The organism is Fusobacterium sp. (assembly GCF_030528405.1).
GTDB lineage: Bacteria > Fusobacteriota > Fusobacteriia > Fusobacteriales > Fusobacteriaceae > Fusobacterium.
Genome location: NZ_JAUMYY010000002.1, coordinates 17,814 through 40,846 on the forward strand (window position 1 = coordinate 17,814; position 23,033 = coordinate 40,846).

The window sequence follows — 23,033 nt, forward strand, 5'->3', positions numbered from 1 at the left end:
AAAACTCCTAATTTTTATTTTGCTTTAGTAAAATCAATATAAGTTTACTTTTTTAAATATGCTTCTAAAGATTTTATATCTAGATTATTTCCAATTACTACAATTTTACTTTCAGATACAGGATGACATGCTTCCATTTCAAAATTTTTATGGACTAAATTAAATTTACCCCATTGTCCATCAATTTGAATTAGTCCCTTAGCTCTATAAATCTTTCCAAAATTTCCATCCATTATTTTATTTAAAAATAGCCCAAATTCATCCATAGTAGAAATTTTTATATTTACTTGTGAAAAAGTTTTTAAATTTATATGTTTAAAAATTTTAAAATTTGGTAAAATTTCTTTTTTTTCTATATCAGTATTAAAAATATCAATAAAAAAATCATTCCCTAGTTTTCTATAATCATAATCTATAATTTCTATGTTAGGGTTTATTTCTAAAATTGACTTTTTTATGACTTCAATTTCAAATTTTGAAGAATTTTCTAATTTTGTTAATAAAATTTTCCCTGTATTTTTTATATTATCTATAAAATAGTCCTTAAAGTTTTCAAAATATTCATTAAAACAAGATACATCTATCATTGAGATTGGGTTTAGAAGCTTTATTTCATTATTTTTAATAGCTTTAATATTATTTATAATTGAACTTAGCATTCCAACACCAGTAGGTTCAATTAGTAGATATTCAGGATCTATTTGTGTATAAATATTTTTTATAGAATTTTTAAAATCACCTGTCATAGAACAACAAATACAGCCTTCTGATATTTCCCAAACATTTAATTTATTTTCAGTTAAAATGTCTTTATCCATTCCGATATCAGCGTATTCATTTTCTAAAACAACAAATTCCATATTTATATTTTTAGCTAAATGTTTTATAAAAGTTGTTTTGCCTGCACCTAAAAATCCTGATATAATTAAAATTTTCATAGCTATCTCCTTATTATTTAGAGCAAGTTTTTTAAGTTTCAGTAAATAATATTGCTCAATAGAATTATATAATAAATTCTATTTTAGTTCCATAAAAACTTCTATAAAAAATTTCAAAAATAGTATATAATAATAAAAGGATTTAGTTTTCATTTTATTATTGAAAATTCGGATTACTTTAATGGGAGGAAATGTTATGGAGATTTCAAAAAGAGCAATCAAAATGGAATATTCAGCAGTCAGGAAGCTACTTCCTTTAGCTAATGAAGCTGAGGCAAAGGGAATAAAAGTATTTCGTTTAAATATAGGTCAACCTAATATAGAAACACCTGAATTGTTTTTTGAAGGAATTAAGAATATAGATGATAAGGTTATAAAATATGCTGATTCCAAGGGCTTAACTCTTTTAATAGATAGATTAATAGAAACATATAAAAGAGATGGATACAGTTTGGAAAGAGAAAATGTTCTTGTTACACAAGGTGGAAGTGAAGCTTTAACTTTTGTTATTTTAGGTATCTGTAACGAAGGGGAAGAAATATTAATACCAGAACCATTTTATAGTAATTATAAAAGTTTTATAGGTTTTGCAGGGGCAAAAATAGTTCCTATTCCTACAGTTATTGAAAATGATTTTGCTCTTCCAAGTAAGGAAGAAATAAAAAAACTTATAGGACCAAAAACAAGGGGGATTTTATTCTCTAATCCTTGTAATCCGACTGGAAAAGTATATTCTAAAGAGGAAGTCAAAATTCTTTCAGAAATTGCAACTGAAAATAATCTATATTTAATAGGAGATGAGCCATATAGAGAATTTATATATGATGTTGAAAAAAAACATTATTCTATTTTGGATATGGAAAAAGCAAAAGAGAACATTATTTTAATTGACAGTGTATCTAAGCATTATAGTGCTTGTGGAGCAAGGATAGGCTTTATAATTTCTAAAAATTTAGAATTTATGAGTTATATGTTGAAATTCTGTCAAGCTAGGCTTGCTGTACCAATAGTTGAACAATACGCTGTTGCGAATTTGTTAAAAGCTCCTAAAGAATATTTTAAAGAGATTAAAGAGATCTACAGAAGAAGAAGAGATATAATAGTAAATGCTTTGAATCAGATAGAGGGAGTTACATGTGCAACACCTAGTGGAGCTATTTATGCTTTTGCAAAACTTCCAGTTGATAGTTCAGATAGATTTTGTAAATGGTTGTTGACAGATTTCTCATATGAGAACTCAACACTTATGTTAGCGCCTGGTGAAGGTTTTTATACAACAGAAGGACTTGGAAAACAAGAAGTTAGGTTTTCATTCTGTGTTGGAGAAGAAGAAATAGATAAAGCTATGACTGTATTAAAAATAGCCTTAGAAAAATATAATAAGGAAAATAAAAGATAGGAGGTTTTGTGATAGCTCAACATCACAAGAAATTATGAAAAAACTATTATTAATGTTTATGTTTATTGCGTCTACACTGGGTGCAGTTGAAATTTTAAATGAGTTTTATGTTATGCAAAAGGTAATACCTTTTATTGAAAAAGGAGATACTTATGATCTAAGTGGTACAAAGGTAAAGGTAGCTAGAGTTGATTCTAAAATATTAAAGGCACTTTCTACAAATGATAATCCTTTTTATTTTTATGATTCAAATCGTCAACAGACATTAGTTAGAATTGGAGATTATTTGATAAGTCCTTTAAATCTATCTGAAATATATTCGGTGGATGCAGAAATTTTTAAAGCAAATTATATAAAAGATTAAAATTGAATTAAAGGCGAGGAAGACATGGATAAATTTTTGAAATTACTTACTTTCGATAACATAACAGAAGGTGTAAAAAAAGCTTATGAAAAATATAAAATAGCTAATTCAAGTTTTTGGGTAGAATCTTTATCCTTTAATACAATTTTAGCTTTAGCACCTATTTTAGCAATTCTTTTTAGTTTAGGAAGTTGGTTTGGAGCTAAGGATTATCTATTGGAGCAATTAGTTGAGTCTACACCTCTTCCAAAGGATGCAGTGGACTTGATTTCTACTTTTGCAGATAATGCTTTAAAAAATGCAAGGAATGGATTATTGGCTGGGGTAGGTTTTTTATTTTTAGGTTGGACTTTTATTTCAATGTTTACTTTGATTGAAAGGTCATTTAATGATATTTGGCATATAAAAGTAACTAGAAGTTTTATAAGAAAGGTAAGTGACTACATATCTTTTTTTATTTTCTTACCTTTATTTTTTGTAATAATAAATGGACTTTTAATATTTCTTATGTCAAAGGTAGAGAATATTTCAATACTTTATGAGATTTTATCAAAAGTTTTACCTTATACTAGTTTACTTATATTTTTGGGAGCCCTTTATATGGTTATGCCTAATACTAGTGTTAAACTTGTTCCTGCTATGTCATCGGCCTTTGTAATTTCAGTAATATTTTCAATTTTTCAATTTCTATTTATAAAAACACAATCTCTTATAAATAGTTATAGCGTAATTTACGGAAGTTTTTCTGTCATTTTTATATTTTTGCTATGGATAAGAGTATCTTGGTTTTTTATTATTTTGGGTGTACATTTGACCTATTTATTTCAAAATGTAAGTCTTGATATAAGTTTAGAGGGCGAAACTGTTAATATAAGTTTTAACTCAAAATTATACATAACTTTAAAGATATTAGAAGAAATTATAAAAAAATATATTAATAATGAACCTCCTATAACATTTGAAGAATTAAAGAAAAATGTAAGTACATCTTCATTTTTACTTGAAAATATGTTAGAAGACTTAATTAAAATAGATTATTTGATTTTGGGCTATAACTCAAAAAATGAAAGAGTGTATACTATTGCAAAGAATATAGATGAAGTAAAATTGAAAGAAATATATAATTTAGTTGCTAGAAGTGGAGAAGAAATATTCATATTGAGAGATGAATCATTAGATAAAATAGAGAATATTATTTTTAATGAGGATTATGATAGAACATTGAAAAGTTTAGGAGGAAAATAGTGTCTAAAATATTAAAAATTATAGCATTATTAGTAGCAAGCTTAATATTTTTTGCACTGTCTTTTTCGCTTATAAACCAAAAAAAATTTTTTTTGTTGGTAATGCTTATAACTTTAATTATCTATATTATTTTTTTATTACTTTCTTTTAAAAATATAAAGAGAAAACAGATTTTTTATATAAGAAATAAAATGGCTGTATTTATAATTACGTTTTTTATGCTAGTTATTTTTTTAAGATTGGTGCAGATTCAAATTTTTGATAAAAATAAATATATAACTATGATGAACCAACAGATAATAAGTAAAAATGAAGAAGAGGGAGAAAGAGGAATAATTTTTGATAGTACAGGGAGAAAATTAGCTTTTAATAAAAGGCTTTATACTATGTACGTAAATCCTAGCTTACTTAATGATGAAAAATATTCTGAAAATTTATTAAAGGACATAAAGCTTATATTGGAGAGTAAGTTAATAAAACTTAATAAAAATATCATAGAAGAACTTAAAGAAATGGCAAGAAAAAATAAAAAGTATAAAATTCTAGCTAAAAATATTGATGATGAGACCAAAAAGAAAATAGATAAATTATTAGAAGAGGAGCATAATGTATCTGGTAAAAAAAATTATAAGACTTCTCTAGCCTATCAAAAAATAATAGAGAGAGTTTATTATCATGAAAAAGAATATGAAAAACTTATAGGTATGGTTAAATTTACAGATAACTCAAAAACAAAACTTGGAATTTCAGGAATTGAAAAACAGTATGAAAATTATCTGATAGAAAGAAAAAGAGCTATATCAAAATTATATGGACTTAATAAAAAAACAATATTACCATTATCTAAAGATACTATTTATTCTGATTTAAATGGTAAGAATGTGTATCTGACAATAAATTCAAATATGAACTATATTTTAAATGATGAGATGAGGATTCAATTTGAAGAAACAAAGGCTCGAGAAGCTTATGGAATCATAATGGATCCTAATACAGGACAAGTTTTAGCTATTTCAGCTTTATCAAGAGATAAAAAACTTTTGAGAAACAATATTTTTCAAAGCCAATATGAACCAGGTTCTATTTTTAAACCTATAATTGTTGCAGCTGCATTAAATGAGGGTTTAATAAATAAGAATACGAAATTTGATATTGGAGATGGGAGTATCTTAAAACATAAAAAGACAATAAAGGAAAGCAGCAGAACAACAAAGGGAATATTAAGTACAAAAGAAGTTGTAATGAAATCCAGTAATGTTGGTATGGTATTAATAAGCGATTATTTTTCTGACGAACTTTTTGAAAATTATTTAAAAAAATTTGGACTGTATGATAAGACAAATGTTGATTTTCCTGATGAATTAAAACCATATACAGTGCCATATAAAAAATGGGATAAGCTAAAAAAAAATAATATGGCATTTGGACAGGGAATAGTTGTAAGTCCTATACAGATGATAACTGCATTTTCAGCACTTGTTAATGGAGGAACTCTATATAGACCATATTTAGTTGATAAGATAACGGATAATGATGGTACGGTAATAATGAGAAATATACCAGAAAAGATAAGAGAAGTGGTAAAACCTGAAGTTTCTAAAGACATTATAGAAATGATGGAAGAAACAGTAACAGATGGAACTGGTAAACGAGCTATTGTAGAGGGCTATAGAATAGGTGGTAAAACAGGAACAGCACAGTTAAGTGCAGGAAAGTTTGGATACGAAAAGAACGAATATTTAGCATCTTTTATAGGATTTTTTCCAGCTGAAAAGCCTCGTTATGTTGTATTGGTTATGTTTATGAGACCGCAATCAGATGAGCAATATAAGAAATTTGGTGGATATGTATCAGCACCAGTGGTTGCTAATATAGCTAAAAGAATAATAAAAGATGACAAGGTATTGTTGCAAAATGTTTCTAAATTAAATTCTCAAATTCAAGAAACTCAAGAATATAAGAAAATTGATAATAGAGAAGAGAAAATAATGCCTAATTTAATAGGAATAAGCTCAAGAGAAGTTATGGAATTATTTATAGATGAAAATGTAGATATAGAAATAATAGGAACAGGTTTAGTTAAAGAACAAAGTCCACAAGCTGGTGAAAATATAGAAAATATTAGAAGAATAAAGGTTATTTTAAAATAAAAATGGAGAAATTATGCAATATTTTGATATCTATGTAGATGGAATGAAGGAGCTATATACCTATTCAGATATAAATGATGAATTTTCTGAGGGGGACTTTGTGTTAGTACCTTTCAGAAATATAAAGAAGTCTGCACTTATTATAAGAAGAAATATGAATGAAAGTTTTGACTTTAAAATTTTAAATATAAGTTCTGGAATAAAAAATTCAATTAAATTAAATAAGAACCAATTAAAACTTATAGAGTGGCTTGTAAATTATTATTTGTCTTCCTATGATAGTGTTGTAAAAACTTTAATACCCAAAAATTTAAAAATAAAATATAAACAGAACTACTGTTTAAATTTATATGAATCAGATTTTTCCCTACATAGAAATAATAAGATATTAAATTTTATCTTAAATTTAGCAAAAATAAGTTATTCAACAGCTAAAACTAAATTTAAAAAATCAGTTATTGATAAATTGCTCCAAGATAAATATTTAAATCTAAATTGCAATAAATTAGAGATAAGTATAGATAAGTTTTTATCCCTAGAATATGAAAATAAAGAAGTTTTTGATTATTTTTATAATAAAACCATTATAAGAAAGGAAAATCTTGAAAAAGTTTTCTCAAAAATTGAGATAAAAAAAGTTGTAGACATGGGTTTTTTAAAAATTAAAACGGATTTAGATGAAAAAAAAGAGTTTTTAAAAGAAAATTTGAAGAATATTAATAGAAAAAATAGTATTTTGACAAAAGAGCAGGACTTTGTAAGAAAAGAGATAGAGGAATCAGAACAAAGGTATTTTTTATTAAAAGGTGTAACGGGCTCTGGTAAAACAGAAGTGTATATTGAACTCATAAAGAGAGCTTTTTTTAAAGGTGAAGGAAGTATATTTTTAGTTCCAGAAATTTCTTTGACACCACAGATGATAGCTAAGTTTAAAAATGAATTTAAAAATAATATAGCTATATTACACAGCAGACTTACAGATAATCAAAGAGCGAAGGAATGGGAAAGTATTTATAGTGGAGAAAAGAAAATAGTTTTAGGAGTAAGATCAGCCATATTTTCTCCTGTAAAAAACTTAAAGTATATAATTTTAGATGAGGAACACGAAGCTACATATAAGCAGGATATGAATCCAAGATATCATGCGAAATATGTAGCAATAAAGAGATGCCTTACAGAGAATGCAAAATTAATATTAGGTTCAGCAAGCCCTTCTATAGAAAGCTACTATTATGCACAAAAGGGAATATATAAGTTACTAAATATGGATTTAAGATATGGAAATGCAAAAATACCAAGTATAGAAATAGTAGACATGAAAAAAGAGGAAGATATTTTTTTCAGTAAAAAGCTTCTAAAAGAGATAAGAGAAAGTTTAAAAAGAGAAGAGCAAATTATACTCCTTTTAAATAGAAAGGGCTATTCTACTTATATTCAATGTAGAGATTGTGGTCATGTTGAAGAATGTGAAAATTGTTCAATAAAAATGAGTTATTATAATGGAATAAAAAAGTTAAAGTGCAATTATTGTGGAAAAGTAAAAAATTATTCAGGAAAATGCTCAAAATGTGGAAGTAAAAATTTAGTCCATAGTGGAAAAGGAATTGAAAGGGTTGAGGAAGAATTAAAAAAATACTTTGATGTACCTATTATAAAAGCGGACGGTGATTATTCAAAAGATAGAAATTTTTTTGAAAATTTATATAATGATTTTTTAGATAAAAGATATAGTATTCTTATAGGAACACAAATAGTTGCTAAAGGTTTACACTTTCCAAATGTTACCTTAGTAGGAGTTATAAATGCGGACATAATTTTAAATTTTCCAGATTTTAGAGCTGGAGAAAAAACATTCCAGCTTTTAACACAGGTTTCGGGTCGGGCTGGAAGAGCAGAAAAGGAAGGAAAGGTTATTATTCAGACTTATCAAGATGAAAGCTATGTAATAGAGAACAGTAGAGAAGAGAAGTATATAAATTTCTATAAAAAAGAGATAGAGCTTAGAAAGATGTTTTTCTATCCTCCTTTTTCCAAAATAATAAATATAGGTTTGAGTTCAGAAAATGAAGAAAAATTGAAAGAAGAAGCTAAACATATATTTGAAGCTATAAAAAATGAAAAGATTGAAATTTATGGACCTATGCCAAGCATGGTATATAAAGTAAAAAGAAGATATAGAATGAATATTTTTATTAAAGGAAAGAAAAACGATATAGATGATTTTAAAAAAGAGCTTAGAAAAAAAATTAAAAGTTTCGAAAAAAGTGATTTGAGAATTGTAATAGATATAGATCCAATTAATTTATTTTAATAAAGAAAGGATAAAATATGGTTTATGAAATAAAAAAATATGGTGAGGCAGTTTTAAAAGAAGTCGCTAAAGAGGTTGATGTATCAGAGATAAATGATGAATTTAGAAAATTTTTAGATGATATGGTAGAGACTATGTATGCAACAGAAGGAATAGGGCTAGCAGCACCTCAAATAGGACTTAGTAAAAGAATTTTTGTCTGTGATAATGGAGAAGGAGTTGTTAGAAAAGTTATAAATCCTGTCATAACTCCTTTAACAGAAGAAATTCAAGAATATGAAGAAGGTTGTTTAAGTGTACCTGGGATATTCAAAAAAGTTGAGAGACCTAAAAAAATTCATATAAAATATTTAAATGAAAATGCACAAGAAGTAGAAGAAGAGGCTGATAATTTTCTTGCAGTAGTTATGCAACATGAATATGATCACTTAAATGGAATACTTTTTGTTGAAAGGGTTTCACCTATGGCAAAAAGAATGATAGCAAAAAAATTACAAATGTTGAAAAAGGAAACTTTAAAAGGATAAGAGAAAAATGGATAAAAAATTTTTTATTTGCTTAGCTATAATAAGCTTATTTAGTTTAAAAGTAATTCCTCAGATAAGGAGTAATATTTCTAAAAAGGAAAATCTGGAAAATGAAATAAGATTGACAGAAGAGAAGATAGAAGTTCTTAGGGAGCAAATAATTAGATATGAAAACTTTATAAAAAAGTTGGAAACAGATTTTGAACAGGAAAAGATAGCTAGGAATAAGCTTAAGATGATAAAAGAAAATGAAGTTATTTATAAATTAGTTGAAAATTAATAGGAGGAAAAATGAAAAGAGAGCTGGCATTAGAATTTGCAAGAGTTACAGAAGCTGCAGCTTTAGCTGCACATAAATGGGTTGGCAGGGGAAAAAAAGAATCTGCTGATCAAGCTGGAGTAGATGCAATGAGGACGATGCTCAATAGACTTGCTATAGATGGAGAAATAGTAATAGGAGAGGGTGAAATAGATGAAGCACCTATGTTATATATAGGTGAAAAAGTGGGAAGAGCTTACTCTAAGGAAGATGAAGAAGAAGATGGACAAACAATTTTTCCAGAAGTTGATATAGCAGTAGATCCTATTGAAGGAACAAGAATGACAGCTCAGGGGCAAGCAAATGCAATTACAGTTTTAGCTGTGGGAAAAAAAGGAAGTTTTTTAAAAGCACCAGATATGTATATGGAAAAATTGATAGTTGGTCCAGAAGCAAAAGGGAAAATAGATCTTTCAAAGCCTCTTATTGAAAATATAAATGCTGTAGCTAAAGCTTTGAATAAATCTTTATCAGAGCTTATGATAGTAATTCTTGATAAACCTAGACATACACAAATAATAAAAGATTTACAGGCTCTTGGAATAAAAGTTTATGCTCTACCTGATGGAGATGTAGCGGGTTCAATCTTAACATGTATGATAGATTCAGATGTAGATATGTTATATGGTATAGGAGGAGCTCCAGAAGGGGTTATTTCAGCGGCTGTAATTAGAGCTTTAGGTGGAGATATGCAAGCTAGATTAAAACTTAGAAACGAGGTAAAAGGAATTTCTGTTGAAAATGATAAAATATCAAATTTTGAAAAATCAAGATGTGAAGCACAGGGCTTAAAAGTAGGAGAAATTTTGAAATTGGAAGATTTAGCGAGTAGTGATGAAATAATATTTTCAGCAACAGGAATTACAGGTGGAGATCTACTAGAAGGAGTTAAAAGAAAAGGTAGCATAGCTAGAACACAAACTTTAGTTGTAAGAGGAAGATCAAAAACAGTTAGATATATAAATTCAATTCATAATTTAGATTTTAAAGATGAAAAGATAACGCATTTGGTAAAATAAAATATAAAAAATGGAGAATACTTATGTTATTTTATGAAGATTTACTTAAAGAATTAGAAAAAAATAGAAACGAAGAATTAAAATTAAAAAAAATAGAGAAATTTGGGTTAAATTCGAGTAAAAGTATAGCGGGTTATGGAATATCAATACCCCTTATAGCCATAGGTTTATTTCAAATATATTCATTTACAGTTTATAAAAAATGGTATTTATTAATTTTAGGAATGATATTTCTAGGTTTAGGTTTAAAGCAATTTAAAAATATATTTACTTATTCTATTTTAGTTGATACTGAAAGTGGAAGAATAAAAAGCGGGAAATTGGATATGTTACTTTCTAATGCAGAAAGCTTAATTCTAAAAGAAATGAAGTTGGGTAAAAGAGTTGTTCCAGTAATAGATATGGTTACTCTTGATAGAAAGCAGGTTATAATTCCTCTTTATATGAGGCAGCAACTTAGGTTTATTTCTGTTTTAAGAGAGTTATCTGGAAGTAAATTTTCAATTCAAAAGTAAGCTTATAATTAATTGTAATATAGAGGATTTTTATGAAAAAAATAGTTTTGGAAAAATCTAAGTTAAAAGGAAAAGTGTTCCCACCAGCTTCTAAAAGTATATTGCATAGATATATAATAGCAGCTTCAATGGCAGATGGAAAATCCAGAATAAAAAATATAAGTTTATCTGAAGATATTTTCGCTACTATATCTGCTATGAGAAATTTGGGTGCAAAAATAGAAATAGTTAATAGAGAACTACTTATTGATGGTAGTTCTTTTTCTAATGAAAAAGTGGTTGACATAAATGAAAGTGTTCAAATTGATTGTAATGAATCAGGTTCAACATTGAGGTTTCTAATACCAATATCGATGACAAAAAAAAATAAAATAATTTTTAAAGGAAAGTCCAGTCTATTTAAAAGACCACTTGAACCCTATTTTGAAATATTTGAAAAAAACTCTATAGAATATAAATTTTTAAAAAATCAAGAAGGAAAATTGTCAATAGAAGGTTTATTAAAGAGTGGAGAATATGAAATAATAGGCAATGTGAGTTCGCAATTTATAACGGGTCTTTTATTTGCCCTTCCTCTTTTAGAAGGGGATTCTTTAATAAAAATAAAGGGAAACCTTGAATCTAAATCTTATATAGATTTAACTTTAGATTGCTTAAAAAAATTTGGAATAAGTTTTAAAAATATTGACTACAAAGAGATTTATATAGGAGGATCTCAAAAATATAATGCTATTGATATAGATGTTGAAGCAGATTTTTCTCAGGCTGCTTTTTTTCTAGTTGCGAACGAGCTTGGTTCAGGTATAGAAATAAAAAATATAAACATTAACTCCTTACAAGGAGATAAAGAAATAATAGCCTTAATAGAGAAATTAAAAACTAAAAATAAAGAAATATTGATAGATGGTTCTAACTGCCCCGATATAATACCGATATTTAGCTTATATGCAGCTTATTTAAATAAAAAAGTTAAAATAATAAATGTGAGAAGACTTAGAATAAAAGAGTGCGATAGACTTAGTGCTACGGTTCAAGAACTTTCAAAATTAGGATTTGATCTTCAAGAAAGAGAGGAAGAAATATTGATTAACTATATGGGAAATAAAGATTTAAAAAAAGAAAATCAAAAGTTATCCTCTCATAATGATCATAGAATTGCAATGATGATAGCTATAGCTTCAACTGTCTATGAAGGAAAAATAGAGTTGGATAATGCAACTTGCGTAAATAAATCATATCCAGATTTTTGGGATATATTTTCTTACCTAGGAGGTATATATAATGAATGTATGGGGAAGTAAATTAAGACTTTCAATATTTGGGGAATCTCATGGTCAAGCTTTAGGAATAGTAATAGATGGATTACCAGCAGGAACAAGATTAAATTTTGAAAGTATTAATTTTTTTATAGATAGAAGAAGAGCAGGAAAAAACTCTTTTACAACCTCTAGAAAGGAAAAAGATGAGTATAATATTTTAAGTGGATTTAAAGATGGTTTTACAACTGGCTCACCTCTTTGTATAATTTTTGAAAATACTGATATTATAAGTAAAGATTACGGAAATTTAGAAAGTTTATTAAGACCTAGTCATGCTGATTACCCTGCAAAAATAAAATTTAAAGGTTTTAATGATTTTAGAGGAGGAGGACATTTTTCTGGAAGAATAAGCTTAGCTTTAGCTTTTGCAGGAGCTATAGCAAAGGATATTTTAAAAGAAAGAAAAATAGAAATCTACTCTCATATAAAAAAAATAAAGCATATTGAAGATGACAAATTTTCAGAAGATATTAGCTATAAAATTTTAAAAGAATTAGAAAAAAAAGATTTAGCATTTTTCAATTCTAAATTGGAAGAAGAAGCAAAAACTTTTCTTGAAAAAGTTAAAAAGGAAGGAAATTCTGTAGGAGGAGAAATAGAATGCATTTGTCTTAATTTACCAGTTGGCTTAGGGTCTCCATTTTTTGATAGTTTAGAGAGTAAAATAGCTCACCTTGCTTTTTCTGTACCAGCTGTAAAAGGGATAGAGTTTGGAATAGGTTTTGATTTTGTAGATAAGTTTGGTTCGGAAGCTAATGATGAATATAGGCTGGAAGGAGATAAAATTAAGACGAGAACTAACAATAATGGAGGAATTTTAGGAGGACTTTCAACAGGGATGCCTCTTATATTTTCAGTTGTTATAAAACCAACTGCTTCAATTGCTTTGGAGCAAAAAACGATAAATATAAAAACCATGAAAGAGGAAGTATTAAAAATAAATGGCAGGCATGATGCCTGTATAGTTCCCAGAGTTTTACCAATTATTGAGGCAATTATGGCACTTGTTATTTTAGATGAGATACTTTAATTATTTTTTAAGAGGTGAAAATAAAAAATGATTTTTGGTTTTTTTGTAGCTTTAATAACTTCAATTGTAGGTTCTATAACTGGAGTTGGAAGTGGAATTTTAATGAAGCCCATATTAGATTTATTTGGGAAAGATTCGGTAGAGGTTATAAATATTATGTCTTCTATCACTGTTTTTGCAATGTCCTTATCAGCAATGTTAAAGGAATTAAGAAATAAAGTAAGAATTGATTATAATACAGTTATTTTTTTATCAATTGGTAGTATAATCGGAGGCATAATAGGCAAGAAAATCTTTGAACATATTAGACAGAGTTACGGCAATGTAATAATTCCAACTCAATCAACTATTTTTTCAATTCTTATGTTTTTAATAATTGTATATTTATTGAAGGGAAAAGATATAAAAACATATAGAATAAGTTCAAAAATAGTTGTAGCCTTAGTTGGATTTTTATTAGGTTTTATATCAGCTTTTTTAGGTATAGGTGGAGGACCATTAAATGTAGTCCTATTAATTTTTTTATTTTCTTTATCTACAAAAGAAGCCAGTTTAAACTCAATATTTATAATTTTTTTCTCACAGATAGCCTCTTTAGTTTATGGGCATATAAGTTATGGTATGCCTGATGTAAATTACTTAGTACTTGTTTTAATGGTTGTTGGTGGAGTAGTTGGCGGAATATTAGGAAGAAATATGGCAAATTATTTTTCAGATTCTAGTGTAAAAAAAATGTTTGTATTAGCGATTTTATTTTCATTTATAATGGGGATAGCTCACCTATCTACTGTTGTATTTTAAATTTTTAAAAAAGTATTTAAAAGTTTATTAAACTTTATTTTTTAAATAGGAAATAGTTGCATGAAAAATTATTATTTGTGCTAATATTGATATTTGGAATGCATGCTTTAAAAACTAAAAATTTAACCTTGGAAGAAGTCAATGAAATTTTGTAAGAAATGGGATTTGAAGCATATGAATAATAGGAAAAATTTTTATTGACATTTGATTATAAAAAACATAAAATAGCTTGTATTTGAAAAATATGAAATAAGGTGAAGTAAGATTTCTAGTGTTTATTAAACTAAATTTTAACTTCACCTTTAAACTTAAATAAAAGGAGGTTTTAATTAAATGTCAAAGCTAGATCAGAATAAAACACCCTTATTCAGTGTTTTGAAAAATGAGTATGTAGGCAGAGATATATTACCTTTTCACGTTCCTGGACATAAAAGAGGAAAGGGAGTTGATAAGGAGTTTTATGATTTTATGGGAGAAGGACCTTTTACCATGGATGTTACTATTTTTACAATGGTAGATGGTTTGCATCATCCTAAATCTTGTATAAAAGAAGCTCAAGAATTAGCAGCAGATGCTTATGGAGTTAAGCATAGCTTTTTTGCAGTAAATGGAACTTCAGGAGCAATTCAAGCGATGATAATGTCAGTGATGAAAGCTGGAGAAAAAATTCTAGTACCTAGAAATGTTCATAAATCAGTTTCAGCAGGAATAATATTGAGTGGATCAGAACCAGTTTATATGAATCCAGAGATAGACGAAAATTTGGGAATAGCTTTGGGAGTTAAACCTCAAACAGTTGAAAATATGCTTAAACAAGATCCAGATATAGCAGCTGTTTTAATAATTAATCCAACTTATTATGGAGTGGCAACGGATATAAAAAAAATAGCTGATATAGTTCACAGTTATGATATACCTTTAATAGTTGATGAAGCACATGGTCCACATTTACATTTTCATGAAGAGTTACCTGTATCAGCAGTAGATGCTGGAGCAGATATTTGTACTCAAAGTACACATAAAATTTTAGGGGCATTGACACAGATGTCATTAATACATGTAAATTCAGACAGGGTAGATGCAGCTAAGGTTAAGCAAATATTGAGTTTACTACATACAACATCACCTTCTTATCCTTTGATGGCGTCTCTTGATTGTGCGAGGAGACAGATAGCAACTCAAGGAAGAGAACTTTTAACAAAGACTATAGCACTTGCAAGAAGGTTTAGAACTGAAGCTAATAGAATACCTGGAATTTATTGTTTTGGTGAAGAGCTTGTAGGAAAAGAAGGTTTTTTTGCCTTTGATCCAACTAAAATAACTATATCAGCAAAAGAATTGGGACTTAAAGGCTTTGAATTAGAAAGCTTACTTGTCAATGACTATAATATTCAAATGGAATTATCAGATTATTACAATACTTTAGGACTTGTAACTATAGGTGATACTGATGAAAGTATAAATAGACTATTAGAAGCTTTAAGGGACATCAGCAAGAGATTTATAAATAATGCTAAACAATTAGAAAAGAATTTTATAAAATTACCAGATACTCCAGAGCTTGTTTTAATGCCAAGAGAAGCTTTTTATAGTGAAAAAAATAAAGTACTTTTCAAAGAGAGTGTTGGAAAGATTTGTGGTGAAATGATAATGGCCTATCCTCCAGGTATTCCAATAATAATTGCTGGGGAGAGAATAAGTCAAGATATAATAGATCACATTGAGGAACTTAAAGATGCAAAATTACATTTACAAGGAATGGAAGATCCTAATCTTGAAACTATAAATGTAATTGAAGAAGAAGATGCAGTATATATTTATTCAGAGAAAATGAAAAATAAACTTATAGGTGTTCAGATGAATTTAGGAGCTAATAAGAGTGGAACAGAATTTGGACCTGATGAGCTTCTTCAAGCATACCCAGATACTTTTGATGAAATGGAAATAATATCTATTGAGAGGCAAAAGGAAGATTTTAATGATAAAAAATTGAAATTTAAAAATACTATATTACATACTTCTGAAAAAATAGCAAAAACTGTTAATGAAGCTGTAAAAGATGGTTATAGACCTATAATGATAGGTGGAGACCATACAATAAGCTTAGGAAGCGTGGCAGGTGTTACTTTAGAAAAAGAAGTTGGTTTAGTCTGGATAAGTGCACATGGAGATATGAACACACCTGAAAGTACTTTAACAGGAAATATTCATGGAATGCCTCTGGCGTTACTTCAGGGAATAGGAGACAGAGATTTGGCAAACTGTTTTTATGAAGGAGCAAAGGTTGATAGTAGAAATGTTATCATCTTTGGAGCTAGAGAAATAGAATTAGAAGAAAGAAAAATAATTGAAGAGTTGGGTATAAAAATAATTTACTATGATGAAATCTTAAGAAAAGGAATTGATAATGTGCTAGAAGAGGTAAAAGATTACCTATCTATAGATAATATACACATTAGTTTTGATTTAAACGCTATTGATCCTGAGATAGCACCAGGAGTTTCAGTACCTGTTAGAAGTGGATTTACAGAAGACGAAGTATTTAAAACTTTAAAATTCTTATTTAAAAATTATTGGGTAACATCTGCAGATTTAGTTGAATTTAACCCTGTAAATGATACTAATGGTAAGACGGCAGAGCTTATAAATGATATAGTTTCTTATATGACTAATCCAGACTAAAAATAAAATCACAGTTGATAGAGATGTTGACTGTGATTTTTTATTTATAAAAATATAAGTTAAATTTTAAAATTTAGCTATTTAAAATATTATTATTTTTGTTTTATCGTTATATATGATATAATTAATTAATTTTAAGAAGGAGAATTTAACTAATGAGTTTTGAATTGTTAGCAAAATTAAATGATAAACAAAGAGAAGCGGCAAAACAAGTTGAAGGTTCAATTTTGATACTTGCAGGTGCTGGTTCTGGAAAAACAAGAACAATAACATATAGAATAGCTAATATGATAAAAAATGAAAATATAAATCCTTATAATATTTTAGCTGTAACTTTTACAAATAAAGCAGCAAAGGAAATGAAAGACAGAGTTGAAGCTTTAATTGGAGAAGATGCAAAAAAATGCACTATTTCAACTTTTCATTCTTTTGGAGTAAAACTTTTAAGAATGTATGCAAAAGAATTATCTTATGATTCAAACTTTACAATATATGATAATGATGACCAAAGAAGAGTTGTAAAAGGAATATTAAAAGAATATGGCTTAGAAAATATTAAAGAGAGAGAAATAGTTTCCCTTATTTCAAAGATTAAAGAAGAAGATTTAGATTTAAAAGATTTTGAATATATAAATAAAAATTTTACAGAAATATATGAGAGATATAATAGAAATTTAAAAACTAATAATGCCATAGATTTTTCAGATATCCTTGTAAATACATATAATTTATTAAAATTGCCTCATATTTTAGAAAAAATTCAAGATAAATATAAATATGTAATGATAGATGAGTATCAAGATACAAATAATTTACAATATAAGATAATAGATTTGATTGCTAGAAAGCATTTAAATCTTTGTGTTGTTGGTGATGAAAATCAAAGTATTTATGGGTTTAGAGGAGCAAATATATCAAATATTTTAAATTTTGAAAAAAATTATTCTGACTCTAAAATAATAAAACTTGAGGAAAATTATCGTTCTACCTCAACTATATTAGAGGCAGCTAATGAAGTAATAAAAAATAATAAATCTTCAAAAGATAAAAAATTATGGACACAAAATGGGAGTGGAAATTTAATTCAAATTCTTGAATGCGATAATGGAAGGGATGAGGTAAATAAGATAATTGAAATAATAAAAGAAGAACATTCACAAGGAATTCCCTATAGAGATATGACAATACTTTATAGAACAAATGCTCAATCAAGAGTTTTTGAAGAAGGATTTTTGAGGTATAATATTCCTCATAAGGTTTTTGGTGGAATAAGCTTCTACGCAAGGGCTGAAATAAAAGATATAATTGCTTATTTATCAGTCATAATAAATTCAAAGGATGAATTAAATTTAACAAGGATTTTAAATGTACCAAAAAGAAAACTTGGAGATAAGGGTTTGGAAAAGCTAAAAGAATACGCAAATTCTAATTCAATAAGTTTATTTGAAGTGCTTTCTCATGTAAATGAAATTTCAGGGCTAACAGTATCCACAAAGGAGAAGTTACTTAATTTATATAAGTTGATAAAGGAATTTCAAGAACTTTTAACCTATGATACAGCTTCTGTAATAGTTAATGATTTAATTGAAAAGATAGCTTATTATGACCATATAAAGGATAGTTATGATAATTTTGAGAGTAGAATAGAGAATATAGAAGAATTTAAAAATTCTATATTAGAGCTAGAAAATGTTCTTGGAAGCGTAAGTCTTAATGAATATATAGAGAATATATCTCTTGTCAGTGCAACAGATGATTTGGAGGAAAGCAGTGACTATATAAAACTTATGACTATACATAATTCAAAAGGTTTAGAGTTTCCCATAGTTTTTTTAGTAGGTTTTGAAAATGAAATATTTCCAGGAAATAGAGCTTTAACAGATGATAATGAGCTTGAAGAGGAGAGAAGACTTTGCTATGTTGCTATAACCAGAGCTGAAAAAAAATTATATTTGAGTTATTCACATTTGAGATTTTTTTATGGCGAAGACAAAGTTATGAAAAAGTCTTTATTCTTAGATGAAATTCCAAGAAAACTTTATGAAGAAAAATTCAAGAAAAAAGGTAGGGATTTTTCTAGCACATCCTTATTATCCTCAACTAAATCAAATAGTTTTGAGGATAAATTTAATAAAAGATCTAGTTTTGAAGCAAAAAATATAATTCCTAACTCTATAACAAAATCTGATGTAAGTTGTAAATTAGGTTTCTATGTAGGAGATAGGGTTAAACATAAAAAATTTGGTTTAGGTGTTGTAAGGGACATAACAGATAAAAAAATAATAGTGCAATTTGTAGATGGAAACAAGGAAATAGCAAATATAATTGCTGATAAATTTCTTACAAAGGTAGAATAATAAAGAAAGGAAACTATGAAAAGAAAAACTTTGAAAAATGAAATAAAACATGAGGGAATAGGTTTACATAAGGGAGAAATGATAAAATTAAAATTGATTCCTGCAAATTCTGGAGGAATAGTTTTTAAGAGGGTGGATTTAGAAGAAGGAAAAAATATAATAAATTTAAGTCCTGACAATACTTTTGATTTAACAAGAGGAACTAATTTGAGAAATGAACATGGAGCAGAAGTTTTTACAATAGAACATTTTATGTCTGCTATGTATATTAAAGGAATTACAGATTTAATTGTTGAATTGGATGGGAATGAGTTTCCAATATGTGATGGTAGTGCATTAAAATTTCTTGAACTTATAGAGAATGCAGGAGTTCAAGAACTTGAGGAAGATATTGAAGAAATAGTTGTAAGAGAACCTATATATCTTTCAAAAGGTGATAAGCATGTTATAGCACTTCCTTATGATGGTTATAAATTAACTTATACAATAAAGTTTGATCATACATTTTTAAAATCACAATTAGCTGAGTTTGAAATAGATGAGAGAACTTATAAAAGTGAAATAGCACCTGCAAGAACTTTTTGTTTTGACTATGAGATAGATTATTTGAAGAAGAATAATCTGGCTTTGGGAGGGAGTTTAGAGAATGCTATAGTGATAAAAAAAGATGGAGTTTTAAATCCTGAAGGTCTTAGATTTGAAGATGAATTTGTAAGGCATAAGATGCTTGATATAATAGGAGATTTAAAAATATTAAATAGACCAATAAAAGCTCATATTATAGCCATTAAAGCTGGTCATCTTATAGACGTTGAGTTTTCTCAACTATTGAATAAAATAAGTTAGGTTGTTATAGAATATTTCATAAGTTAAAAAATTATAATTTATCATATTAAATTAACTTTTTTAATAAAAATAAAAAAATAAATTTCAGGAGGAATATTGATGTTAAATGTTTTAGAAATAATGGAAAGAATACCACACAGATATCCATTTTTATTGGTGGATAGAATAATTGATATGAATAAGGAAGAGCAGTCAATTAAAGGGAAAAAGAATGTAACTATAAATGAAGAATTTTTTAATGGACACTTTCCAGGGCATCCTATAATGCCAGGAGTTTTAATAGTTGAAGGAATGGCTCAATGTCTAGGAGTTTTTGTTTTAGAAGGAATAGAAGGAAAAGTTCCATATTTTGTTGGTATTGATGAAGCTAAATTTAAACTGCCTGTAAAACCTGGGGACACAATAATCTATGATGTGAAAGTTGATAAAATAAAAAGAAATTTTGTAAAAGCAAGTGGAAAAGCTTATGTAGATGAAAAAGTAGTTGCAGAGGCAAGCTTCACTTTCTGTATAGCAGATAAATAGTAAGGGAGGCACAAAATGGTAGAAATACATAGCACTGCCATTGTAGAGCAGGGAGCCATTTTAGAAGATGGAGTGAAAATAGGCCCTTATTGTATAGTTGGAAAAGATGTAAAAATAGGAAGAGGAACTATTTTACAATCACATGTTGTTGTTGAAGGAATTACAGAGATTGGAGAGAGTAACACCATCTATTCTTTTGTTTCAATAGGAAAGGCAAATCAAGATTTGAAATATAAAAATGAGCCAACAAAAACAATAATAGGTTCTAATAATTCAATAAGAGAATTTGTAACTATTCATAGAGGAACAGATGATAGATGGGAAACAAGAATAGGAAATAATAATCTACTTATGGCCTATGTGCATATTGCCCATGATGTAATAGTTGGTGATGGTTGTATATTAGCAAACAACGTAACTCTTGCTGGGCATGTTGTAGTAGATAGCCATGCTATAATCGGGGGACTTACTCCAGTACATCAATTTACAAGGATAGGCTCTTTTTGTATGGTAGGAGGAGCTAGTGCAGTTAATCAAGATATTTGTCCTTTTGTTTTGGCAGAAGGAAATAAGGCTATTGTAAGGGGTCTAAATAGTGTAGGATTAAGAAGAAGAGGCTTTACAGATGAAGATATATCCAATTTAAAAAAGGCTTATAAGATCTTGTTTAGGCAAAATGCTCCACTAAAGGATGCCATAGAAGAGCTGGAAAGAAACTTTAATCAAGATAAAAATATTATGTATTTAGTAGATTTTATAAAAAGTAGTAGTAGGGGGATTGCAAGATAATGGATAAAATAGGGCTTATTGTAGGAAATGGAGATTTTCCATTTTATTTCATAGAAGAAGCCAAAAGAAACAATATTCTTATATATCCCATAGGTCTTTTTCCGACTATAAATGTCAATATTAAAAAAATAGAAAACTATGTTGAATTTAATATAGGAAACATAGGAGAGATAGTAAAATATTTGCTTAAAAATGATATAAAGAAAATAGTAATGTTAGGTAAGGTAGAAAAAAAACTTATCTTTGAGGACTTAATACTTGATAAATATGGAGAGCGGATAATGGAAATTGTTCCAGATAAAAAAGATGAAACTCTCCTTTTTGCAATTATCGGATTTTTAAGATTAAATAAAATAAAAGTTTTACCTCAGAGTTATTTAATGAAAAAATTTTTATTTGAAGATAGGTGTTATACAGATGTAATTCCTAACAAAGAGGACCAAAAAACTATAAAAATTGGTATAGAGGCTGCAAAAGCATTAAGTCGTGTTGATGCAGGACAAACAGTTGTATGTAGAGATATGTCTGTAATTGCAATAGAGGGTATTGAGGGAACAGATGAAACAATAAAAAGAGCAGGTCTTTATTCAAATAAGAATAATATTATAGTTAAAATGTCAAGGCCACAGCAAGACATGAGGGTAGATATACCAACAATAGGTATAAATACATTAAAAATAGCTTATGAAAATAATGCTAAGGGAATAGTTGCTGAAGCAAAAAAGATGATGTTTTTAGATCAAGAAGAATGTATCAAATTTGCTAATGAAAAAGGACTTTTTATAGTAGGTAAAAAAATATAGAAATTTAGGAACAAAGGGTGGTTCTATGAAATTTTTTGTTTCAAGTGGAGAAGCTTCAGGAGATTTGCATCTTTCTTATCTTGTAAAAAGTATAAACAATAGGTATAAAGGTGTTGAATTTTTTGGAGTCGCGGGTGAGAAATCAGAAAAAGAAGGAGTAAAAGTTCTTCAAAATATAGATGATTTAGCTGTCATGGGTTTCACTCAAATTTTAAGTAAGTATAAATTTTTAAAAAAGAAAGCTCAAGACTATATGGATTTTATTAAATTAAATAATATAAAAAAAGTTATTTTAATAGACTATGGAGGTTTCAACTTAAAATTTTTAGAAATGTTAAAAAAAGAAATTAAAGGTATAGAAGTATTTTATTATATTCCACCTAAGCTTTGGATTTGGGGAGAAAGAAGAATAGATAAATTAAAATTGGCTGATCATATAATGGTAATATTTCCTTGGGAAGTAACTTTCTATAAAAAACATAATGTTGAAGTTATTTATTTTGGAAATCCTTTTTCAGACATATATAAAAAAAATATTGAAAAGGGAGATGATATACTATTATTGCCAGGGAGTAGAAAACAGGAATTGAAATCAATGTTACCTATTTTTCTAGAGTTAGTTAAGAAATTAGGGAATGAAAAATTTATATTGAAATTAAATAGTAAAAATGATTTAGTTTACACAAAAGAAATTTCAAAATATAAAAATGTAAAAATCAAGATTGAGGAGAAGTTGACAGATATTTCAAAAAAATCTAAAATTGCAATAGCTACATCTGGTACTGTTACTTTAGAGTTAGCATTACTAGATCTACCAAGTATAGTAGTTTATAAAACAAGCTTCATTAATTATTTTATAGGTAAATATATTTTGAAAGTAGGCTTTATATCTTTACCTAATTTAATTTTAAATAGTGAGATATTTCCTGAACTAATACAGGGAGAATGTACATCGGATAATATAATAGATAGTATAAAAAATTTAGAGGGAAAAAAAGAAGAGATTTTTCTTAAATTAGAAATGATGAGACAAAAAATATCAGGAAAATCAGTAATAGATGGTTATGCAGATTTTCTAATGAAATAGATTAGTT

At 27.5% G+C, this 23,033-nt stretch carries 20 protein-coding genes; 19 read left to right on the forward strand and 1 reads right to left on the reverse strand.

Going from position 1 to position 23,033, the window contains the following annotated elements; translation table 11 throughout:
* Positions 1-44: 44 nt before the first annotated feature.
* Positions 45-938: a GTP-binding protein gene (locus Q4A58_RS00475; protein WP_303115428.1), complete on the reverse strand. Its 894-nt coding sequence runs from the start codon at positions 936-938 to the stop codon at positions 45-47.
* Positions 939-1,134: 196 nt separating this feature from the next.
* Between Q4A58_RS00475 and Q4A58_RS00480 the strand changes: the two genes are divergently transcribed.
* From Q4A58_RS00480 to lpxB, 19 genes are all read left to right on the forward strand, one after another.
* On the forward strand, positions 1,135-2,337 hold the full coding sequence (locus Q4A58_RS00480; protein ID WP_303115430.1) for a pyridoxal phosphate-dependent aminotransferase: 1,203 nt from the start codon (positions 1,135-1,137) through the stop codon (positions 2,335-2,337).
* Positions 2,338-2,371: 34 nt separating this feature from the next.
* Entirely contained in the window at positions 2,372-2,701 is a 330-nt protein-coding gene (locus Q4A58_RS00485; RefSeq protein ID WP_303115432.1) for a hypothetical protein, read from the forward strand.
* Positions 2,702-2,725: 24 nt separating this feature from the next.
* Positions 2,726-3,946 carry a YihY/virulence factor BrkB family protein gene (locus Q4A58_RS00490; protein WP_303115435.1) on the forward strand — a complete coding sequence of 407 codons (1,221 nt, stop codon included), beginning with the start codon at positions 2,726-2,728 and terminating at the stop codon, positions 3,944-3,946.
* A 101-nt stretch (positions 3,947-4,047) separates the two neighbouring features.
* Positions 4,048-6,096: a penicillin-binding protein gene (locus Q4A58_RS00495; protein ID WP_303115527.1), complete on the forward strand. Its 2,049-nt coding sequence runs from the start codon at positions 4,048-4,050 to the stop codon at positions 6,094-6,096.
* A 13-nt stretch (positions 6,097-6,109) separates the two neighbouring features.
* Positions 6,110-8,407, forward strand: coding sequence for a primosomal protein N' (gene priA / locus Q4A58_RS00500; protein WP_303115437.1), 2,298 nt, complete (start codon positions 6,110-6,112; stop codon positions 8,405-8,407).
* A gap of 17 nt (positions 8,408-8,424) precedes the next feature.
* Positions 8,425-8,934 (forward strand): peptide deformylase, encoded by a 510-nt coding sequence (def, locus tag Q4A58_RS00505; RefSeq protein WP_303115439.1) that lies wholly within the window; start codon positions 8,425-8,427, stop codon positions 8,932-8,934.
* A 7-nt stretch (positions 8,935-8,941) separates the two neighbouring features.
* Positions 8,942-9,214 carry a septum formation initiator family protein gene (locus tag Q4A58_RS00510; RefSeq protein ID WP_303115441.1) on the forward strand — a complete coding sequence of 91 codons (273 nt, stop codon included), beginning with the start codon at positions 8,942-8,944 and terminating at the stop codon, positions 9,212-9,214.
* An 11-nt stretch (positions 9,215-9,225) separates the two neighbouring features.
* Positions 9,226-10,272, forward strand: coding sequence for a class II fructose-bisphosphatase (gene glpX / locus Q4A58_RS00515; protein ID WP_303115443.1), 1,047 nt, complete (start codon positions 9,226-9,228; stop codon positions 10,270-10,272).
* A 23-nt stretch (positions 10,273-10,295) separates the two neighbouring features.
* Positions 10,296-10,787 (forward strand): hypothetical protein, encoded by a 492-nt coding sequence (locus tag Q4A58_RS00520; protein ID WP_303115445.1) that lies wholly within the window; start codon positions 10,296-10,298, stop codon positions 10,785-10,787.
* Positions 10,788-10,819: 32 nt separating this feature from the next.
* On the forward strand, positions 10,820-12,088 hold the full coding sequence (gene aroA, locus Q4A58_RS00525) for a 3-phosphoshikimate 1-carboxyvinyltransferase (RefSeq protein ID WP_303115448.1): 1,269 nt from the start codon (positions 10,820-10,822) through the stop codon (positions 12,086-12,088).
* Positions 12,069-13,136 (forward strand): chorismate synthase, encoded by a 1,068-nt coding sequence (gene aroC / locus Q4A58_RS00530; RefSeq protein WP_303115450.1) that lies wholly within the window; start codon positions 12,069-12,071, stop codon positions 13,134-13,136. Before aroA ends, aroC begins: the two co-directional genes overlap by 20 nt.
* Positions 13,137-13,163: 27 nt before the next feature.
* Positions 13,164-13,937, forward strand: coding sequence for a sulfite exporter TauE/SafE family protein (locus Q4A58_RS00535; RefSeq protein WP_303115452.1), 774 nt, complete (start codon positions 13,164-13,166; stop codon positions 13,935-13,937).
* Between the two features lie 333 nt (positions 13,938-14,270).
* Positions 14,271-16,619 (forward strand): aminotransferase class I/II-fold pyridoxal phosphate-dependent enzyme, encoded by a 2,349-nt coding sequence (locus Q4A58_RS00540; RefSeq protein WP_303115454.1) that lies wholly within the window; start codon positions 14,271-14,273, stop codon positions 16,617-16,619.
* Between the two features lie 155 nt (positions 16,620-16,774).
* Complete coding sequence (locus tag Q4A58_RS00545) at positions 16,775-18,976, forward strand: ATP-dependent helicase (protein ID WP_303115457.1); 2,202 nt, start codon at positions 16,775-16,777, stop codon at positions 18,974-18,976.
* A 15-nt stretch (positions 18,977-18,991) separates the two neighbouring features.
* Positions 18,992-19,822, forward strand: coding sequence for a UDP-3-O-acyl-N-acetylglucosamine deacetylase (gene lpxC, locus Q4A58_RS00550; protein ID WP_303115459.1), 831 nt, complete (start codon positions 18,992-18,994; stop codon positions 19,820-19,822).
* Positions 19,823-19,921: 99 nt separating this feature from the next.
* The gene (fabZ, locus tag Q4A58_RS00555; RefSeq protein WP_022819156.1) at positions 19,922-20,347 is read left to right on the forward strand and encodes a 3-hydroxyacyl-ACP dehydratase FabZ; all 426 of its coding nucleotides are present in this window, start codon (positions 19,922-19,924) and stop codon (positions 20,345-20,347) included.
* 15 nt (positions 20,348-20,362) lie between these two features.
* Positions 20,363-21,136: an acyl-ACP--UDP-N-acetylglucosamine O-acyltransferase gene (gene lpxA, locus Q4A58_RS00560; RefSeq protein WP_303115464.1), complete on the forward strand. Its 774-nt coding sequence runs from the start codon at positions 20,363-20,365 to the stop codon at positions 21,134-21,136.
* A complete protein-coding gene (locus tag Q4A58_RS00565) occupies positions 21,136-21,939 on the forward strand; it encodes an LpxI family protein (protein ID WP_303115466.1) in 804 nt (267 codons plus the stop codon). The genes lpxA and Q4A58_RS00565 overlap by 1 nt, the downstream gene beginning before the upstream one ends.
* A 25-nt stretch (positions 21,940-21,964) precedes the next feature.
* A complete protein-coding gene (gene lpxB, locus Q4A58_RS00570; RefSeq protein ID WP_303115469.1) occupies positions 21,965-23,026 on the forward strand; it encodes a lipid-A-disaccharide synthase in 1,062 nt (353 codons plus the stop codon).
* Positions 23,027-23,033 lie beyond the last annotated feature (7 nt).

Excerpts from the sequence above, each read along its gene's own strand:
- fabZ (WP_022819156.1), top strand. The coding sequence starts at position 19,922 with ATGTTAAATGTTTTAGAAATAATGGAAAGAATACCACACAGATATCCA.
- priA (WP_303115437.1), top strand. The coding sequence starts at position 6,110 with ATGCAATATTTTGATATCTATGTAGATGGAATGAAGGAGCTATATACC.
- Q4A58_RS00475 (WP_303115428.1), bottom strand. The coding sequence starts at position 938 with ATGAAAATTTTAATTATATCAGGATTTTTAGGTGCAGGCAAAACAACT.
- aroC (WP_303115450.1), top strand. The coding sequence starts at position 12,069 with ATGAATGTATGGGGAAGTAAATTAAGACTTTCAATATTTGGGGAATCT.
- glpX (WP_303115443.1), top strand. The coding sequence starts at position 9,226 with ATGAAAAGAGAGCTGGCATTAGAATTTGCAAGAGTTACAGAAGCTGCA.
- Q4A58_RS00480 (WP_303115430.1), top strand. The coding sequence starts at position 1,135 with ATGGAGATTTCAAAAAGAGCAATCAAAATGGAATATTCAGCAGTCAGG.
- Q4A58_RS00540 (WP_303115454.1), top strand. The coding sequence starts at position 14,271 with ATGTCAAAGCTAGATCAGAATAAAACACCCTTATTCAGTGTTTTGAAA.
- lpxC (WP_303115459.1), top strand. The coding sequence starts at position 18,992 with ATGAAAAGAAAAACTTTGAAAAATGAAATAAAACATGAGGGAATAGGT.
- Q4A58_RS00485 (WP_303115432.1), top strand. The coding sequence starts at position 2,372 with ATGAAAAAACTATTATTAATGTTTATGTTTATTGCGTCTACACTGGGT.
- Q4A58_RS00520 (WP_303115445.1), top strand. The coding sequence starts at position 10,296 with ATGTTATTTTATGAAGATTTACTTAAAGAATTAGAAAAAAATAGAAAC.
- Q4A58_RS00490 (WP_303115435.1), top strand. The coding sequence starts at position 2,726 with ATGGATAAATTTTTGAAATTACTTACTTTCGATAACATAACAGAAGGT.
- lpxA (WP_303115464.1), top strand. The coding sequence starts at position 20,363 with ATGGTAGAAATACATAGCACTGCCATTGTAGAGCAGGGAGCCATTTTA.
- def (WP_303115439.1), top strand. The coding sequence starts at position 8,425 with ATGGTTTATGAAATAAAAAAATATGGTGAGGCAGTTTTAAAAGAAGTC.
- Q4A58_RS00510 (WP_303115441.1), top strand. The coding sequence starts at position 8,942 with ATGGATAAAAAATTTTTTATTTGCTTAGCTATAATAAGCTTATTTAGT.
- Q4A58_RS00495 (WP_303115527.1), top strand. The coding sequence starts at position 4,048 with ATGCTTATAACTTTAATTATCTATATTATTTTTTTATTACTTTCTTTT.
- lpxB (WP_303115469.1), top strand. The coding sequence starts at position 21,965 with ATGAAATTTTTTGTTTCAAGTGGAGAAGCTTCAGGAGATTTGCATCTT.
- Q4A58_RS00565 (WP_303115466.1), top strand. The coding sequence starts at position 21,136 with ATGGATAAAATAGGGCTTATTGTAGGAAATGGAGATTTTCCATTTTAT.
- Q4A58_RS00535 (WP_303115452.1), top strand. The coding sequence starts at position 13,164 with ATGATTTTTGGTTTTTTTGTAGCTTTAATAACTTCAATTGTAGGTTCT.
- Q4A58_RS00545 (WP_303115457.1), top strand. The coding sequence starts at position 16,775 with ATGAGTTTTGAATTGTTAGCAAAATTAAATGATAAACAAAGAGAAGCG.
- aroA (WP_303115448.1), top strand. The coding sequence starts at position 10,820 with ATGAAAAAAATAGTTTTGGAAAAATCTAAGTTAAAAGGAAAAGTGTTC.